This is a genomic window from Streptococcus milleri, assembly GCF_900636525.1.
In the GTDB taxonomy this organism is placed as follows: domain Bacteria; phylum Bacillota; class Bacilli; order Lactobacillales; family Streptococcaceae; genus Streptococcus; species Streptococcus hominis.
Window position 1 is genome coordinate 435521 of sequence record NZ_LR134288.1, and the last position, 17485, is coordinate 453005.

The following is a 17485-nucleotide window of genomic DNA, read 5'->3' on the forward strand; positions in this document are numbered from 1 at the left end:
ATGAGCAAATACAATTTTCAAACAGCACCGAATCGCTTATCTCACCACACTTATAAGTGGAAAGAGACAGAGACTGATCCTCAATTACTGCCGGCATGGATTGCAGATATGGATTTTGAGGTCATGCCGGAAGTAAAACAAGCGATTCATGACTATGCAGAGCAGTTGGTTTATGGCTATACTTATGCGAGTGATGAGTTGCTCCAAGCGGTGCTGGATTGGGAAAAGAGCGAACATCAATATTCGTTTGATAAAGAAGATATCGTTTTTGTAGAAGGTGTTGTGCCAGCTATTTCCATTGCGATTCAAGCCTTTACCAAAGAGGGAGACGCTGTTTTAATCAATTCTCCTGTTTATCCACCTTTTGCTCGTAGCGTTCGCTTAAACAATCGAAAATTGGTATCTAATTCTCTCAAAGAAGAAAATGGTTTGTTTCAAATTGATTTTGAACAATTGGAAAAGGATATTGTCGAAAATAATGTGAAATTGTACCTTCTTTGCAGTCCGCACAATCCCGGAGGACGTATCTGGGAAAGGGAGGTTTTGGAAAAAATTGGTCACCTTTGTCAAAAACACCAGGTTATCTTGGTATCAGATGAGATTCATCAAGATCTGACCTTGTTTGGTCATGAGCATGTTTCCTTTAATACCATTTCACCTGATTTTAAAGAACTTGCCATTATACTGTCCAGTGCTACCAAGACTTTTAATATTGCAGGGACCAAAAATTCCTATGCCATTATTGAAAATCCTTTATTACGTGCACAATTTCAACGACGCCAGTTGGCAAATAATCATCACGAAGTGTCAAGCCTAGGTTATATTGCGACAGAAACGGCCTATCGCTATGGAAAACCTTGGTTAGTAGCATTAAAAGATGTTTTAGAAGAAAATATTCAATTTGCGGTGGATTATTTTGCCAAAGAAGCTCCGCGGTTAAAAGTTATGAAACCACAAGGAACTTATCTAATTTGGCTTGATTTTAGCGATTATGGTTTGACAGATGATGAACTTTTTACTTTGTTGCATGACCAAGCCAAAGTCATTCTCAATCGAGGAAGTGACTATGGAAAAGAGGGGGAGTTGCATGCAAGATTAAATATTGCAACACCAAAACCCTTAGTAGAAGAGATTTGCAAGAGAATCGTGCATTGTTTGCCGCAATAAGAATGAAAAGAAATTTTCAGAAACAGCCATTTTGGGTTGACAATCGTTCTTAAGAGGAGTATAGTTAGTATGAAAAATCGGTAGGTGAGGCTACCATAGGGATACGGATGACTACCGCAAAGTAGTGGAGACACTACGCGTTGGTTAGCAGTTGAGATCGCTAAGGTTTCGACTAATGTCATTTCACTGCCCTACGGAGTTAAAGCTTGAACGGTAACACAAGACACACAGTCCTGCTATGTTTTTCATGGTAGGATTTTATTGTTTTGAACTGATTTTTTAAAGGGAAAACCGCAAGGGAAAGGAGTGAGGAATATGCCAAATGATGATCACCCGAGTCAACAGAAAACCAGTCGATTGCCATATCTGAGCATTCCTCATGCTCCCTTTGGAATCGACTCTAGCAAATGAACGACACCTGAGCAAAAAGCTGTGTGCAGTTATTTTATTGCTTGGTGCGTCTTAGATAGAGGAGAAATCAGTGAAAACAGCAAAAGAAAGATTAACAAATGCTCTTCATATGTCTGTAGGGGATACGATGACCTTTTTCAACACTTCCAGAGCAGGACTGACAGAAGAGCAGGTTGAAGAAAATCGCGACTTATATGGTGAAAATGAATTGACAAAAGGGCAAGAAGATTCAATTTTTAAAAAAATTTATGAATCCATTATCAATCCTTTTACCGTCATTCTCTTACTCATTGCATTGGTATCCTTGGTGACCAATGTTTGGCTGGCAAAGCCTGGGCAAGAAGATCCGACGACATTTATCATCATTGTTGTCCTTGTCTTGTTGTCTGGTAGTATTCGCTTTGTGCAAGAATTGCGGAGCGACAAAGCAGCCAGCAATCTTTCACGTATGATTGTCAATACAGTGACAGTCGTTCGTGAGGGAAAAGAACAGGAAATTCCAATTACAGAATTAGTAGTAGGAGACATTATTCGCTTGAGTGCAGGAGATATGTTGCCAGCAGATGTGCTAATCTTGGATTCGCGCGACTTCTTCGTGCAACAGTCAGGCTTGACAGGCGAAAGTGATGCTGTTGAAAAAATGGCGCTGGATAAATGTGAGACAAAAGAGGCAGATAGCCTGCTTGAATCTGAAGCCCTTGGCTTTATGGGAACCAATGTGATTTCTGGTCGTGCCATTGCCCTTGTTCTGGTCGTTGGAGATGATACCAAGATGGGTGCAATTGAGCAAACGCTCAATACGTATGACGAACCGACCTCTTTTGAGCGAGAAATGAACAGCATTTCATGGTTGCTCATTCGTCTCATGTTGGTACTTGTACCCGTTGTCTTTCTTATCAATGGTCTGACAGACGGAGATTGGCTGGAGGCTGGTGTATTTGCACTTAGTGTCGGTGTTGGTTTGACACCAGAAATGTTACCTATGGTCATCACTGCGAGCTTGGCTAAGGGTTCCATTCTTATGGCAAAAGAAAAAGTTGTTATCAAGAAACTTAATGCTATTCAAGATTTGGGAGCGATTGATATTCTTTGTACGGATAAAACAGGAACGCTGACACAAGATGAGATCGTTTTGGAATATCCGCTTGATATTCATGGGGAGCTTGATTTAGCCGTTCTTCGCAGAGCTTATCTTAATTCGTATTATCAAACAGGGCTAAAAAATCTGATGGATCGTGCTATTATCAATCGGACGGAAAAAGAAGCAGAAAAGCACGAAATCGTTCGTAACTTGGACCAAACTTTTAAGAAGATTGATGAATTGCCTTTTGACTTTGAGCGTCGTCGCATGAGTGTGTTGGTTCGAGATGATGAGAATGTCGTCAGCATGGTGACAAAAGGTGCTCTGGAGGAAATGCTGTCTATTTCAAATTATGTCGAAGACAAAGGGGAAATCCTTCCTTTGACAGAAGAGATTCGCCAAGAAATTTTAGCAGAAGTTGCACAGTTAAATGAACAAGGATTGCGTGTGCTGGGCGTCAGCTATCGCTCAGACTTAGATGCTGACTATGAATACACAGTAGAAGATGAGTCAGACATGATTTTGACAGGGTATCTTGCCTTTCTTGACCCGCCAAAACCTTCTGCAGCGCCTGCTATCAAGGCTTTAGCAGAATATGGTGTTGCCACCAAAATTTTGACAGGTGACAATGAAAAAGTCACAGAAGCGGTCTGTGAGAAAGTTGGGTTAGATGCAGAACATATCCTACTTGGTTCTGTGATTGAAACGATGTCGGATGACGAATTGAGCAAAGTTGTTGAAACCACAACTGTTTTTGCGAAATTATCTCCCGACCAAAAAGCGCGTATCATTTTGCAGCTGAAAGCAAATGGGCACAAGGTTGGTTATATGGGAGACGGCATCAATGATGCACCTTCTATGAAAGTAGCTGATGTAGGGATTTCAGTTGATACAGCTGTTGATATTGCGAAAGAAACAGCTGATGTTATTCTGTTAGATAAAGACTTATTGGTGCTTGAAAAAGGCTTAGTGGAAGGTCGAAAAGTCTATGCCAACATGACCAAGTACATCAAGATGACAGTCAGTTCCAACTTCGGGAATATCTTTTCCTTGTTGATTTCAAGTATTTTCCTACCATTTTTGCCTATGGCACCAATTCATCTGATTGTGTTAAATTTGGTGTATGATATTTCATGTATCGCTTTGCCATTTGACAATGTCGACCGTGAATTTTTGCAAAAACCGCGCATTTGGAGTGCCAAATCCATCACGCGCTTTATGGCTTGGATTGGTCCAATCAGTTCTATTTTTGACTGTATGACCTTCTTGATTTTGTTCTTTATCATTGCACCGATGATGACAGGTTCTGTTTATCATCATGGGATGTCTAGCGAGTTCATCACCATTTTCCAAACAGGCTGGTTTATTGAGTCCATGTGGACGCAAACCATGGTTATCTACATGCTGCGCTCACCTAAACTGCCGTTTATTCAAAGCAGGCCGGCTTTGTCCGTAGTCATGACAACCCTAGCAGCCGTGTTCTTTGTAACCTTATTACCCTACGGTCCTTTTGCTACGCTTTTAAAAGTGGCTCCATTAAACGGTACTTATTTCTTATTCTTAATCCTTGTCATGATTTTGTATATGGTAAGTGTTACGTTTGTGAAGCATCTTTATATTAAGAAATACCATGAATGGTTGTAAGCAATTGACAATCTTTGAAAAGGCTTGTTTGTCACGAGCCTTTTTTATGTTTTTTTGATATAATAAGAAGAATAAATTGAAAGAAGGAAAACCAATCATGGAAAAATTTCAAGTGATCGCACATCCGCTCATTCAGCATAAATTGTCTATCTTACGTCGTACGGATACCTCTACTAAGGCTTTTCGTGAGTTAGTAAATGAAATTGCTATGCTGATGGGCTATGAAGTTTTACGTGACTTACCATTAGAAGATGTGGAAATTGAAACGCCCATTACAAAGACGGTTCAAAAACAATTGGCTGGTAAAAAATTAGCTATTGTCCCAATTTTACGTGCAGGTATCGGTATGGTGGACGGTCTTTTGAGCCTTGTGCCAGCTGCTAAAGTCGGACATATTGGCATGTATCGCGACGAAGAAACCCTAAAACCAGTTGAGTACCTTGTGAAGTTACCAGAAGACATTAGCCAACGTCAAATCTTTGTGGTAGATCCCATGCTGGCGACAGGTGGTTCAGCTATTTTAGCCATTGATTCATTGAAAAAACGCGGAGCACACAATATTAAATTTGTCTGCCTTGTTTCAGCGCCAGAAGGTGTGAAAGCTTTACAAGAAGCTCACCCAGACGTGGAAATCTTTACAGCAGCCCTTGATGATCATTTGAATGAAAACGGCTATATCGTTCCAGGATTGGGAGATGCAGGAGATCGTCTTTTCGGTACAAAATAATGAGTTTTATGTTTGACCTTTTTTGACCAAAAGGCTATAATAGTCTCATATTTGAAAAATCTCACTAAAAATTGTTAGTCAGATTAAAATATCAGATGAAAAGGAGAATACAATGATTCCTGTAGTTATTGAACAAACAAGCCGTGGAGAACGTTCCTACGATATTTACTCACGCTTATTAAAAGATCGCATTATTATGCTGACGGGTCCTGTTGAGGACAATATGGCTAATTCCATTATTGCGCAATTACTTTTTCTTGATGCGCAGGATAATACCAAAGATATTTATCTTTACATCAATACGCCAGGCGGTTCCGTATCAGCTGGTCTAGCGATTGTTGATACCATGAACTTCATCAAATCAGATGTCCAAACAATTGTCATGGGGATGGCTGCTTCCATGGGAACCATTATTGCTTCAAGTGGTGCTAAAGGCAAGCGCTTCATGTTGCCGAATGCAGAATACCTGATTCACCAACCAATGGGCGGAACTGGTAGCGGTACGCAACAAACCGATATGGCGATTGCGGCTGAGCATTTGCTGAAAACTCGGAATAACTTGGAGAAAATCCTTGCGGATAATTCAGGGAAAACCATTAAGCAAGTACATAAAGATGCAGAACGCGATTATTGGATGAGTGCTCAAGAAACCTTGGATTATGGTTTCATTGATGAAATCATGGCAAATAATAATTTAAACTAATCATTTGTTTATTACTGTACGAAAAATGTCCTCTGATGGGCATTTTTTTGATATACTTATAAATGATAAAAATAAATTAGAAAGAAAATTCATGTTTAAAAAAGAAGAACGAACAGGTTTGATTGTGTATTTGTATTACAATCGAGATGTGAAAAAAATAGAAACTATTGGCGATATTGTCTACCATTCTAAAAAGCATCGTTACCTCCAGTTGTATATTCCGACAGAGCAAGTAGAAGAGACGATGCAAAAGTTATCTAAAGAAAAATATGTCAAACAAGTACGGGTTTGTCACATTCAAGAATTGGACACAGACTTTGTTGGAAGCTTGTTTAGAGATAAAGAAAACGTAAACATATAAAAAAATCTCATTTACCACTTGACAATTGTCAGATAATTCGATATATTCTAAACATATCATTTCGGAACGAGGAGATAAGAATATGAAGAAAAAATTTGCTCTATCATTTGTTGCCCTTGCAAGTGTTGCCCTTCTTGCCGCTTGTGGGGAAGTAAAGTCAGGTGGCTCCAATGCAACTGGTACAAAAGTTGCTGATAAGACTATTAAAATCGGATTCAACTTTGAAGAAACTGGTGCAACAGCAGCTTATGGAACAGCCGAACAAAAAGGTGCCCAACTGGCTGTTGATGAAATCAACAAAGCTGGTGGTATTGATGGCAAGAAACTTGAAGTTGTTGACAAGGATAATAAATCTGAAACAGCAGAAGCAGCTTCTGTCACGACTAACTTGGTAACCCAATCAAAAGTAAATGCAGTCGTAGGACCTGCAACTTCTGGTGCAACAGCAGCGGCAGTTCCCAATGCGACAAAAGCAGGTGTCCCTTTGATTTCACCTAGTGCGACACAAGACGGTTTGACGAAAAATCAAGAATACTTATTCATCGGAACTTTCCAGGATAGCTTTCAAGGTAAAATCATTTCTAAATATGTGACAGAAAAGTTAAAAGCGAAAAAAGTTGTGCTTTATACAGATAACTCAAGTGATTATGCCAAAGGTATCGCAAAAGCTTTCCGTAATGCCTACAAAGGTGAGATTGTTGCAGATGAAAAGTTTGTCGCTGGTGATACAGATTTTCAAGCAGCACTTACCAAGATGAAGGGAAAAGATTTTGATGCGATTATCATTCCTGGTTATTATACGGAAGCTGGTAAAATTGTCAACCAAGCGCGTGGTATGGGAATTGATAAGCCAATCGTTGGTGGTGATGGCTTTAATGGCGCAGAATTTGTCCAACAAGCGACACCAGCTAAAGCTTCAAATATCTACTATATCTCAGGCTTCTCTTCAACAGTTGATGTCTCAGATAAAGCAAAGAAATTCCTTGAAGCTTACAAAGCGAAATACAACAATGAAGAACCTTCAACATTTGCAGCGTTAGCATACGACTCTGTTTATCTTGTTGCCAATGCTGCCAAAGGTGCGAAAACATCTGTTGACATCAAAGACAACCTTGCTAAGACAAAGAATTTTGAAGGTGTAACAGGTGATACCAGCTTTGACAAAAATCATAATACTGTCAAAACAGCCTTTATGATGACCATGAACAATGGGAAGGTCACAGCAGCTGAAACGGTTAAGCCGTAATCCTTCGCAAGAAATTGCTTAAAATATATTTTATAGTGTATAAAAGAGTAACTATTTATGGTAAGCATCGTAGATAGTTACTTCTCTTTATACGGGCTAAAAGAAAAGAGGCGGGATAAAAGTCTTAGTCTTAAGAATATATTTCATTAAGGTTTGTAAGACATAGTGATTGATTGTTAGATATGTTTTAAGCTATTAAAAATCAGTCAACCGTGAAATGAGACTTAAAAGGTTTAAAGGTCTCATTTGCTCAAACTTAGAATAGATGAGTGAGAAAAATCAATTTTTTTGAAATGATGACTTGACTCGCTCTTTTTTCACGATAGATAAGAAAATGTGAACGATCACATAGTTCTTTCTTCTATACTATAATTAGAAAGTGTGGTGGCCATGCTCCAACAACTTGTTAATGGTCTAATTTTAGGGAGTGTCTATGCTTTGCTCGCTCTCGGCTATACCATGGTTTATGGGATTATCAAGCTCATCAACTTCGCTCATGGAGATATTTATATGATGGGCGCTTTTATGGGCTATTTCCTGATTAACTCTCTTCATCTTAATTTTTTCCTTGCCTTGATTTTGGCAATGATTGGGACGGCAGTTTTAGGTGTGCTGGTTGAGTTTCTGGCGTATCGTCCACTGAGAAATTCGACTCGGATTGCAGCTTTGATTACTGCGATTGGTGTTTCATTTTTCTTGGAATATGTGATGGTCTATTTTGTGGGAGCCAATACTCGTTCGTTCCCACAAGTGATTGAAACGGTTCGTTATAATTTTGGTCCGATTAGTCTCACAAATATCCAATTGATGATTTTGGTCATTTCCTTGATTTTAATGGTATTGCTGCAGGTTATCGTTCAAAAAACCAAAATGGGAAAAGCCATGCGGGCAGTTTCTGTTGATAGTGATGCAGCGCAGCTAATGGGAATCAATGTCAATCGTACAATTAGTTTCACTTTTGCTTTAGGTTCTGCTTTGGCAGGAGCAGCAGGTGTACTCATCGCGCTTTATTATAATTCCCTTGAGCCTTTGATGGGAATGACACCAGGGTTGAAATCATTTGTCGCTGCAGTACTTGGTGGGATTGGTATTATCCCCGGAGCAGCACTGGGGGGCTTTGTCATTGGTCTATTAGAAACCTTTGCGACAGCTTTTGGTATGTCAGATTTCCGCGATGCGATTGTGTACGGTATCTTAATCTTGATTTTACTTGTCCGTCCTGCAGGTATTCTTGGTAAGAATGTGAAAGAGAAGGTGTAAGCTATGAAGAAGAATGTAAAAGTAAATATTCTATGGTTTGTGCTCCTTCTTGCTGGTTACGGTTTGCTGACTCTCCTTGTCAGCGCTGGAGTTTTGAATGATTTTTACTTGCAAATCTTACAGCAAATCGGTATTAACATTATTTTAGCAGTAGGGTTGAATTTGATTGTCGGCTTTTCTGGTCAATTTTCTCTGGGGCATGCTGGCTTCATGGCAATTGGTGCTTATGCAGCTGCAATTATTGGTTCGAAATCTGCTACCTATCCTGCCTTTTTTGCGGCTATGGTGTTAGGGGCATTGATTGCAGGAGCAGTCGCTTTGATTGTCGGGATTCCTACTCTTCGTTTGAAGGGCGATTATCTAGCAATTGCCACGCTTGGGGTTTCTGAAATCATTCGGATTTTAATCATCAATGGAGGCGATTTGACCAACGGAGCCGCAGGTATCTTGGGTATTCCTGCTTTTACCAATTGGCAAATGGTGTATTTCTTTGTAGTTATCACAACTATTTTAACCATCAATTTCTTGCGCAGCCCAATTGGTCGAGCAACATTGTCGGTTCGCGAAGACGAAATTGCAGCAGAATCTGTAGGGGTTAATACCACTAAAATCAAAGTCATTGCTTTTGTTTTTGGAGCGATGACAGCTAGTATCGCGGGTTCACTCCAAGCAGGATTTATTGGCTCTGTTGTGCCGAAAGATTATACTTTTATCAATAGTATCAATGTCTTGATTATCGTGGTATTTGGTGGTCTTGGTTCTATGACTGGTACCATTGTTGCAGCGATTGTTTTGGGAATTTTAAACATGGTGCTTCAAAATGTAGCAAGCATTCGGATGATTATCTACTCTCTTGCTTTAATTTTGGTGATGATTTTCCGTCCGGGAGGACTTCTTGGCACATGGGAATTGAGCCTATCACGCTTCTTTAAAAAAGATAAGGAGGTCAACTAATGGCGCTTCTTGATGTAAAAAACTTAACAAAAAATTTCGGCGGGCTGACTGCTGTTGGCGATGTGACCTTGGAGCTGAATGAGGGCGAATTAGTCGGTCTCATTGGTCCAAACGGTGCTGGAAAAACAACTTTGTTTAACTTACTGACCGGTGTTTATGAACCAAGTGAAGGAAGCGTGACCTTGGATGGGCATTTGCTCAATGGCAAGGCACCTTATAAGATTGCTTCTTTAGGACTCAGTCGGACATTCCAAAATATTCGCTTGTTTAAAGATTTGACAGTTCTAGAGAATGTCTTGATTGCTTTTGGAAATCACCACAAAGCACATGTTTTTGCTAGCTTCTTTCGTTTGCCAGCTTTCTACAAAAATGAAGCAGAACTGCGTGAGAAAGCATTGAAATTGCTAAAAATCTTTGACCTAGACGATGAAGCAGAAACGCTTGCTAAGAATTTAGCTTACGGTCAACAACGTCGTTTGGAAATCGTGCGTGCTCTAGCAACAGAACCTAAAATTCTCTTTCTTGATGAGCCTGCTGCGGGAATGAATCCGCAAGAAACAGCAGAATTGACAGAGTTAATTCGTCGCATAAAAAATGAATTTCAAATCACAATCATGCTGATTGAGCATGACATGAGCCTAGTTATGGAAGTGACGGAACGAATTTATGTATTGGAGTATGGTCGTTTGATTGCACACGGAACTCCTGACGAGATTAAAAATGATAAGCGTGTTATTGAAGCCTATCTGGGAGGTGAAGCCTAATGTCTATGCTAAAAGTTGAAAATCTTTCCGTCCATTATGGCATGATTCAGGCTGTCCGAGATGTCAGCTTTGAAGTCAACGAGGGCGAAGTTGTTTCTCTCATCGGTGCCAATGGTGCCGGAAAAACAACGATTCTTCGAACCATTTCAGGACTGGTTCGTCCAAGTGCAGGAAAAATTGAGTTTCTAGGAAATGAAATTCAAAAAGTTCCTGCTCAGAAAATTGTAGCAGCAGGGCTTTCTCAGGTACCCGAAGGACGCCATGTTTTCTCAGGCCTGACTGTTTTGGAAAACCTAGAAATGGGTGCTTTCTTAAAAACAAATCGTGATGAAAATCAAGCGAATCTAAAAAAAGTCTTCTCACGCTTTCCGCGTTTAGAAGAACGTAAAAATCAAGATGCTGCAACTCTTTCGGGAGGTGAGCAGCAGATGCTTGCTATGGGGCGAGCTCTCATGTCTACGCCCAAACTCCTGCTTTTAGATGAGCCTTCAATGGGACTGGCTCCTCTCTTCATTCAAGAAATTTTTGATATTATTCAAGATATTCAAAAACAAGGCACAACTGTTCTATTGATTGAGCAAAATGCTAACAAAGCCCTCTCAATTGCCGACCGTGGCTATGTTTTAGAAACAGGAAATATTGTCTTGTCTGGCACAGGAAAAGAATTGCTCGCTTCCGATGAAGTCCGCAAGGCTTATCTCGGTGGGTGAAAAAAGGAGAAAGAAGTGGTTTTCTACTTCTTTTTTATTCACTAATAATATTCTTGAAAACATAGGTAAGTAGATTGAAAGCGTTTGAAATAAACTAGAAAATACAGTATAATAGAACTGAAAAATCAAAGATAAAGGAGATTCCCATGGCAGTTAAAGATTTTATGACACGAAAAGTAGTGTACATTAGTCCAGACACGACGGTAGCGCATGCGGCGGATATTATGCGGGAGCAAGGATTGCACCGGCTTCCTGTTATTGAAAATGACCAATTGGTCGGTTTGGTGACTGAAGGAACGATTGCCGAAGCAAGTCCTTCAAAAGCGACCAGCTTGTCTATCTATGAGATGAATTATTTGCTAAACAAGACCAAAATTAAAGATGTCATGATTCGTGATGTGGTGACGGTGTCACAATTTGCTAGCTTGGAAGATGCTACTTACTTGATGCTGAAAAATAAAATTGGCATTTTGCCAGTGGTGGATAACCAGCAAGTATACGGCGTCATTACAGATCGTGATGTTTTCAGAGCCTTTCTTGAAATTGCTGGCTATGGTGAAGAAGGTATTCGCGTGCGTTTCATTACAGAAGATGAAGTCGGTGTGTTGGAGAAGATAGTGCATTTGATTGTCGAAGAAAATCTCAACATCTCTAACGCTGTTAATATTCCACGCAAAGATGGCAAGGTTATCATTGAAGTTCAAATTGATGGCAATGTGGATTTGCCGGCTTTAAAAGCGAAATTTGAAGACAAAAGCATTCAGGTAGAAGACATTACCCGTACTTCAGCAAAAGCTTTATAAAATAACAAAAACGCATGAGAGCAGTCTTTTAACTGTGATCATGCGTTTTTTATAATGGGAGCAAGATTATTTCTGAATAGGTTGCTTATTGACATCTAAGGTAAAGCCTTCACCAAGGATTTCATGGGCATCTGTAATGGTAATAAAAGCATGTGGATCGACGCTATGAATAACTTTTTTCATGGATTGCATTTCGTTTCGTCCAACAACGCAGTAAATGAGTTTCAGATCATTCTCGCTGTAGTAGCCTTGTCCATTGATAAAAGTAATTCCACGACCGAGATCTTCGTCAATTTTCTTTGCTAATTCTTCTGGACGGCTAGTGATAACCATGAAGCCCTTGCCGGCATAACCGCCTTCACCAATCAAGTCAATTACTCGTGAAGCGATAAAGACAAAAATCAAGGTATAAGTCACTAAGCGAACATCTTTAAAAACAAGTATAACGAAAATAAGGACGCAGAAGTCTACAGTAAACATCAATTTTCCCATGGAGATATTCGTATACTTGTTAGCGATTCGAGCAATAATATCGGTACCGCCAGTCGTACCACCGGCATTGAAAACAATTCCTAGTCCAACGCCAGCAATAATCCCTGTCAGAAGCGTCACAATCACGAGGTCGCCTTCAAGGTTAATCACGAAAGGGATTTTTTCAAAGACCGCCAGCCAAGCAGAAACGGCAAAAGTCCCTAAGATACTAGAGTACAAAAGTCGCGATCCAAAAATTTTCCAAGCAATAATGAAAAGAGGAATGTTGATGATGAGATTCATCAGTGAAACAGGAATCTTAAAAAGATAGTATGTAATGAGGGTCACACCAGTTGCGCCTCCCTCATACAAATGATTCGGAATAATCAGATAATTGATTGCAAAAGCAAAAATTCCAGCTCCTAGAATAATCGTTAGATAGTTTTTAAACTTAGACATGCTAACCTCCTAATAATTTCTGTACACTCTATTGTATCAAATCTTGAAAACTTATGTATCATTTTGAAAAAATTTTTTTAAACTTTTTCTGGCAATGATTTTTCTGGAGTTTTTTGTTAAAATAGAAAGGAGAAAAAGGAAGAAATGAGTTAGTATGTCAAAAGGAATATTCATCTCTTTAGAGGGACCAGACGGTGCAGGAAAATCAAGTGTTTTAGAAGCCTTGATTCCCATTTTAGAAGCAAAAGGGCAGGCGTTTATCACAACGCGTGAGCCTGGTGGAGTGGCAGTAGCGGAGAAGATTCGCGATGTTGTTTTAGATCCGAAGCATACGGAAATCGATGAAAAAACGGAACTGCTCCTCTATATTGCCAGTCGCAGGCAACATTTGGTGGAATGTATTTTGCCTGCTTTAGATCGTGGTGAAATGGTGCTGGTGGATCGCTTTATTGATAGTTCGGTGGCGTATCAAGGTTTTGGTCGAGGCTTGAAGGTGGTTGATATTGATTGGCTGAATGATTTTGCGACCGACGGTTTGAAGCCAGATTTGACCCTTTATTTTGATATTGAAGCAGAGGAAGGCTTGGCTCGCATTGCTAAGAGCAAAGAGCGTGGTGCGGACCGCTTGGATCGTGAAAGTGTGGAATGGCATCGGCGCGTGCGTGAGGGGTATTTGTCTATTCTTGAAAAAGAACCAAATCGTGTGAGAAAGATTGATGCTAGTCAGCCATTAGAAAAGGTCGTTGCAGATACTTTAGCAGTATTGGCAGAACAAGTTGAGAGTTTAAGATGAAAATAGAAGAAATAGCTCAGTTGCAGCCAGTTTTGTTTGAGCGTTTTGAGCACATTTTACAGCAACATCGGCTGAATCATGCTTATCTGTTTACAGGGGCTTTCGGCAGTTTTGAAATGGCTCAATGTTTGGCACAGAGCTTGTTTTGCACCAATAAAAACGGCGTTCTTCCTTGTGGGGAATGTCGAAATTGTCGGTTGATTGAGGAAGAGGATTTTTCAGATGTGACGGTGGTTCGACCAATCAATAATATTATAAAGACAGAGCGAGTCAGAGAATTGGTACGCAATTTTTCGCAGTCTGGATTTGAGAGCAACAAGCAAGTGTTTATCATTTGTGATGCGGGCAAGATGCATGTCAATGCAGCTAATTCGCTGTTGAAGGTCATTGAAGAGCCGCAAAGTGAAGTGTATATTTTCTTGTTGACAGCGGATGAAAATCTTATTTTGTCCACGATTAAAAGCCGAGCGCAGCTATTTCATTTTCCAAAAAATCAAGCCTATTTGCTTGAAAAATTGGAGCAGGCTGGGCTGATAAAGACACAAGCAGAATTGTTAACTGCTTATAGTCAAACAGAAGAAGAAGCCCTACGTTTGGCAGCCAGCCCAGCTTTTTTTGACTTGGCAGCAGAATGTGAGCGTTTTGCATCGCTTTGTTTAAATCGAAAAGAGACCGCTTATTTGCAGGTTGCGAAGTTGGCTAGTCTGGCAGATGATAAGGAAAAGCAAGAACAGGTTTTGAAACTCTTGGAGCTTCTCTTTGCAAAAGAAATGCAAACAACGTGGGGACGCTTCTATTTAGAAGGTATATTTACAGCAAGAAAAATGTGGCAAGCCAATGTTAGTTTTCAAAATGCACTAGAATATATGGTGTTGCAAGAAAGAGAATGATGTGCTACGTTGGCACAGGGAAATGGTAGTGAGGATGAATAAAAAAGAATTATTTGATGCCCTTGATGAATTTTCTCAAAATCTGCTTGTTACTTTGGCAGAGGTAGAGGCGATTAAGAAAAATCTGAAAAGTGTGGTGGAAGAAAACGTAGCGCTTCGCTTGGAAAATGATAAATTAAGAGAGCGATTAGGTCAAGTGGAGCACGCAGCAGCACCAAAAACGAAAAGAAATCGAGATAATCTGCGCAAACTCTATGAAGATGGATTTCACGTGTGCACGGATTTTTATGGTCAACGTCGTGAAAATGATGCAGAATGTATGTTTTGTGATGAATTGCTTTTTAGGGAGTAAGCATGCAGATTCAAAAAAGTTTTAAAGGTCAGTCTCCTTATGGGAAGCTCTATCTGGTGGCTACTCCGATTGGGAATATGGACGATATGAGTATCCGTATGGTGAATACTCTGAAAGAAGTTGATTTCATTGCAGCAGAAGATACCAGAAATACTGGTCTGTTGCTCAAGCATTTTGACATTGCTACGAAGCAGATTAGCTTTCATGAGCATAATGCCAAAGAAAAAATCCCTGATTTGATTCGTTTGCTGAAAAGTGGTCAGGATATTGCGCAGGTTTCGGATGCAGGTTTGCCTAGTATTTCTGATCCAGGGCATGATTTAGTCAAGGCTGCTATTGCTGAGGAAATCGCAGTAGTGACTGTACCTGGTCCCAGCGCAGGTATTTCAGCTTTGATAGCTAGTGGTCTTGCTCCGCAACCTCATATTTTTTATGGATTTTTGCCACGCAAGGCCGGTCAGCAAAAAGAGTTTTTTTCTAATAAAAAAGCCTACCCAGAGACACAGATTTTTTACGAATCTCCTCATCGGGTTAAGGCTACTTTAGAAAATATGCTTAGTATCTATGGAAATCGCTCCGTTGTCCTGGTACGGGAATTGACTAAGATTTATGAGGAATACCAACGTGGCTTGATTTCCGAAGTGATAGACCATATTTCAGAAAATCCGCTCAAGGGTGAATGCTTGCTGATTGTAGAAGGAGCGAGCGAAGAAGTGGTTGAGCAGTCAGAAGCGGATTTGTTGGCAGAGATTGATTTTCTAGTAACAGCAGGAGCAAAGAAAAATCAAGCTATCAAAGAAGTAGCGAAAAAATACGGCTGGAATAAGAGTGAATTATATGCTCGTTATCATGAGCAAGTCAGTGAGTAAAAATGACTTTTTATAAACAAATTTATATTTCCCCTTTAGGAGAAATGTCTTTAGTTGCTGATGAGACAGGGCTGGTTGGAGTCTGGTTTCTCAAGCAGAAATATTTTGAGCGCGGTTTAGAGGAGAATTTACTCTTAGCAGAAAATGAGGTTTTAAAAGAGACGAAGAATCTGCTAGATTGCTATTTTAACGGAGATTGTCCAGACTTTTCGAGTCTTGTTTTGGCTCCTGTTGGGACGGATTTTCAACAACGGGTCTGGGCTTATCTGCAAACTATTCCTTATGGGGCAACGGTTACTTATGGTCAGATAGCAAAGGAGTTAGATGTTCGCTCGGCGCAGGCTGTTGGTGGTGCTGTGGGTAAAAATCCTTTTTCAATCATCGTTCCCTGTCATCGAGTGCTGGGAAGTCAAGGACAATTAACTGGCTATGCTGGGGGATTAGACAAGAAAATATGGCTCTTGGAGCATGAAGGCGTAGAGCTTAGCGAGAAAGCTTTAGATAAATGATACAAATGGAGAAAATGATATGTTACGATTTATTGAATATCCAAAATGTTCGACCTGTCGCAAAGCCAAGGCTGAATTAAACCGCTTGGGTTTGGACTTTGAAGCGGTGGATATTGTCAAGGAAACACCGAGTAAAGAGGAAATTTTAACTTGGATGGAAACTTCTGATTTAAACATCAAATCTTTTTTCAACACTAGCGGGCTCAAATATCGTGAGCTAGGTTTGAAAGATAAACTATCAGGATTGTCCGCCGAAGAAGCCGCAGAGCTTTTAGCAACCGATGGTATGCTCATCAAACGACCAATCTTAGAAAAAGATGGGAAAATCCTGCAAATAGGCTACCGCACAGAGTATGAAACATTAAATTTGTAAACACAAAAGAAGTGAGACGACAAAATGGATTTCTTTAAAATCGCAATTGTTGCCTCACTTCTTTTTAAGCTCTCTATTTTGGTATCATTGGTGTTCATGTTATAATGTTTTTATATACTGAGAAAATTTCTTCAAACCTTGTTAGCTTGATAGTGAGATAGAACTAAAATTTGAAAATGTTAATCGTCGGTCTCTTAATTTAATCATCCAATACAACATATCCCGCCAGATATTTTGTATAGTCTCACTTTGCAAGGTTGCTAAACAGTCTGTGTTTCAGTGAATATTAGTAAAAAACGAAAAGAGAAAAAATGGTTTTATCAAAAAAACGTGCGCGAAGGGTAATTGAGGAAATCATCGCCCTATTTCCAGATGCGAAACCTAGCTTGAATTTTACCAATCATTTTGAATTGCTGGTAGCAGTTATGCTGTCGGCTCAAACGACCGATGCAGCAGTCAACACAGTCACACCAGCCCTTTTTAAAGCCTATCCAACTCCACAGGAAATGGCGACGGCTTCAGAAAGCGAAATTGCCAGCTATATTGCTCGTCTGGGGCTTTATCGCAATAAGGCTAAGTTTTTGAAAAAATGTGCTCAGCAATTGCTGGATAACTTTGACGGTCAGGTCCCACATACACGACAGGAATTGGAAAGTCTTGCAGGTGTAGGACGTAAAACAGCCAATGTGGTCATGAGTGTTGGTTTTGGTATTCCGGCTTTTGCGGTGGATACTCATGTGGAGCGGATTTGCAAACATCATGACATTGTCAAAAAGTCGGCTACCCCTCTAGAAGTTGAACAACGCGTGATGGAAGTTCTGCCCAAAAATGAATGGCTTCCAGCTCATCAAGCTATGATTTGCTTTGGCCGTGAAATTTGCCACCCAAGAAATCCTGAATGTGACCAGTATCCACAACTGTATCATTTTGATTGAAAA

Annotated in this window: 19 protein-coding genes and 1 riboswitch; of the genes, 18 read left to right on the forward strand and 1 reads right to left on the reverse strand. The window is 40.0% G+C overall.

Annotated features, from left to right (window positions below; translation table 11 throughout):
* The 11 genes from EL087_RS02180 to EL087_RS02235 all read left to right on the forward strand — a co-directional run bounded on the left by EL087_RS02180 (position 1) and on the right by EL087_RS02235 (position 11831).
* The gene (locus EL087_RS02180) at positions 1-1167 is read left to right on the forward strand and encodes a MalY/PatB family protein (protein WP_126406607.1); all 1167 of its coding nucleotides are present in this window, start codon (positions 1-3) and stop codon (positions 1165-1167) included.
* Positions 1168-1236: 69 nt separating this feature from the next.
* Positions 1237-1389, forward strand: a riboswitch (M-box (ykoK) riboswitch).
* Between the two features lie 259 nt (positions 1390-1648).
* Positions 1649-4303 (forward strand): magnesium-translocating P-type ATPase, encoded by a 2655-nt coding sequence (mgtA, locus tag EL087_RS02185; RefSeq protein ID WP_126406610.1) that lies wholly within the window; start codon positions 1649-1651, stop codon positions 4301-4303.
* A gap of 97 nt (positions 4304-4400) precedes the next feature.
* The gene (gene upp / locus EL087_RS02195) at positions 4401-5030 is read left to right on the forward strand and encodes a uracil phosphoribosyltransferase (protein WP_003025639.1); all 630 of its coding nucleotides are present in this window, start codon (positions 4401-4403) and stop codon (positions 5028-5030) included.
* Positions 5031-5118: 88 nt separating this feature from the next.
* Complete coding sequence (locus EL087_RS02200) at positions 5119-5733, forward strand: ATP-dependent Clp protease proteolytic subunit (RefSeq protein ID WP_223349572.1); 615 nt, start codon at positions 5119-5121, stop codon at positions 5731-5733.
* Between the two features lie 91 nt (positions 5734-5824).
* Positions 5825-6094 carry a YlbG family protein gene (locus EL087_RS02205; RefSeq protein WP_106082941.1) on the forward strand — a complete coding sequence of 90 codons (270 nt, stop codon included), beginning with the start codon at positions 5825-5827 and terminating at the stop codon, positions 6092-6094.
* Between the two features lie 82 nt (positions 6095-6176).
* The gene (locus EL087_RS02210) at positions 6177-7340 is read left to right on the forward strand and encodes an ABC transporter substrate-binding protein (RefSeq protein WP_003043531.1); all 1164 of its coding nucleotides are present in this window, start codon (positions 6177-6179) and stop codon (positions 7338-7340) included.
* A 390-nt stretch (positions 7341-7730) separates the two neighbouring features.
* A complete protein-coding gene (locus EL087_RS02215; RefSeq protein WP_003028330.1) occupies positions 7731-8600 on the forward strand; it encodes a branched-chain amino acid ABC transporter permease in 870 nt (289 codons plus the stop codon).
* A gap of 3 nt (positions 8601-8603) precedes the next feature.
* Positions 8604-9554: a branched-chain amino acid ABC transporter permease gene (locus tag EL087_RS02220; RefSeq protein WP_049512492.1), complete on the forward strand. Its 951-nt coding sequence runs from the start codon at positions 8604-8606 to the stop codon at positions 9552-9554.
* A complete protein-coding gene (locus EL087_RS02225) occupies positions 9554-10318 on the forward strand; it encodes an ABC transporter ATP-binding protein (RefSeq protein WP_003043153.1) in 765 nt (254 codons plus the stop codon). The genes EL087_RS02220 and EL087_RS02225 overlap by 1 nt, the downstream gene beginning before the upstream one ends.
* Positions 10318-11028 carry an ABC transporter ATP-binding protein gene (locus EL087_RS02230; RefSeq protein ID WP_003043423.1) on the forward strand — a complete coding sequence of 237 codons (711 nt, stop codon included), beginning with the start codon at positions 10318-10320 and terminating at the stop codon, positions 11026-11028. The genes EL087_RS02225 and EL087_RS02230 overlap by 1 nt, the downstream gene beginning before the upstream one ends.
* Before the next feature lie 146 nt (positions 11029-11174).
* A complete protein-coding gene (locus EL087_RS02235) occupies positions 11175-11831 on the forward strand; it encodes a CBS domain-containing protein (RefSeq protein WP_003028326.1) in 657 nt (218 codons plus the stop codon).
* Positions 11832-11897: 66 nt separating this feature from the next.
* On the opposite strand, the gene EL087_RS02240 is transcribed toward EL087_RS02235, so the two are convergent.
* A complete protein-coding gene (locus EL087_RS02240; RefSeq protein WP_003043582.1) occupies positions 11898-12761 on the reverse strand; it encodes a YitT family protein in 864 nt (287 codons plus the stop codon).
* 154 nt (positions 12762-12915) lie between these two features.
* On the opposite strand from EL087_RS02240, the gene tmk reads away from it, so the two are divergent.
* The 7 genes from tmk to nth all read left to right on the forward strand — a co-directional run bounded on the left by tmk (position 12916) and on the right by nth (position 17482).
* The gene (gene tmk / locus EL087_RS02245) at positions 12916-13554 is read left to right on the forward strand and encodes a dTMP kinase (RefSeq protein ID WP_003043572.1); all 639 of its coding nucleotides are present in this window, start codon (positions 12916-12918) and stop codon (positions 13552-13554) included.
* Positions 13551-14444: a DNA polymerase III subunit delta' gene (locus tag EL087_RS02250; protein WP_003043175.1), complete on the forward strand. Its 894-nt coding sequence runs from the start codon at positions 13551-13553 to the stop codon at positions 14442-14444. Before tmk ends, EL087_RS02250 begins: the two co-directional genes overlap by 4 nt.
* 34 nt (positions 14445-14478) lie before the next feature.
* Complete coding sequence (gene yabA / locus EL087_RS02255; protein ID WP_003043534.1) at positions 14479-14796, forward strand: DNA replication initiation control protein YabA; 318 nt, start codon at positions 14479-14481, stop codon at positions 14794-14796.
* Positions 14797-14798: 2 nt separating this feature from the next.
* Positions 14799-15665: a 16S rRNA (cytidine(1402)-2'-O)-methyltransferase gene (gene rsmI / locus EL087_RS02260; protein ID WP_003028320.1), complete on the forward strand. Its 867-nt coding sequence runs from the start codon at positions 14799-14801 to the stop codon at positions 15663-15665.
* Positions 15666-15667: 2 nt separating this feature from the next.
* Positions 15668-16174: a methylated-DNA--[protein]-cysteine S-methyltransferase gene (locus EL087_RS02265; RefSeq protein ID WP_126406613.1), complete on the forward strand. Its 507-nt coding sequence runs from the start codon at positions 15668-15670 to the stop codon at positions 16172-16174.
* A 19-nt stretch (positions 16175-16193) separates the two neighbouring features.
* Positions 16194-16547, forward strand: coding sequence for an arsenate reductase family protein (locus tag EL087_RS02270; RefSeq protein WP_126406616.1), 354 nt, complete (start codon positions 16194-16196; stop codon positions 16545-16547).
* 311 nt (positions 16548-16858) lie between these two features.
* Positions 16859-17482, forward strand: coding sequence for an endonuclease III (nth, locus tag EL087_RS02275; protein WP_126406619.1), 624 nt, complete (start codon positions 16859-16861; stop codon positions 17480-17482).
* Positions 17483-17485 lie beyond the last annotated feature (3 nt).